Annotated in this window: 1 protein-coding gene; it reads left to right on the forward strand. The window is 73.6% G+C overall.

The genetic code is table 11. The features are described from left to right. A partial coding sequence (locus ACOADB_RS20825) for a hypothetical protein (protein WP_378602945.1) occupies positions 1-391 on the forward strand: 391 nt, incomplete at its 5' end. Positions 392-413 lie beyond the last annotated feature (22 nt).

Consider the following 413-nt stretch of genomic DNA (forward strand, 5'->3'; position numbering starts at 1 on the left):
GCGGCGGGCCCGCCTGGGCCGGGAGGGTCGCGAGTACGTCGAACGTGAGCATTCGCCGGCCGTCGTCGGTCGCATCCTGGAGGAGCTCTACCGGTCGCCGGGGCGCCCGGGCCTGGCGGCCTACCCGGGCTGGACCGTTCCGCCCACCGAGGTTGCGATGGAGAACCTCCGGATCCGCCTCGAGAAGGAGCGCGCGGAGCGACTCCGGCTGCGCCGTCGTACCCGCACCCTGCGGGAGCAGGTCGCCGTCGCCCGCCGCGAGCTGGACGAGGCGCAGCGAGAGATCGCGACGATCAGGGCGACGCCGCCGAGCCCCGGCCAGTGGTTGCGATGGGTGGGGAGGGGCCTGAAGGCAAGGCTCCTGCGGTTGCGGCGGAGGCCGGCTGCATAAGATCCCTCCGGTGACCTTGAGC

It is taken from the genome of Nocardioides sp. CPCC 206348, from assembly GCF_048654705.1.
GTDB lineage: Bacteria > Actinomycetota > Actinomycetes > Propionibacteriales > Nocardioidaceae > Nocardioides.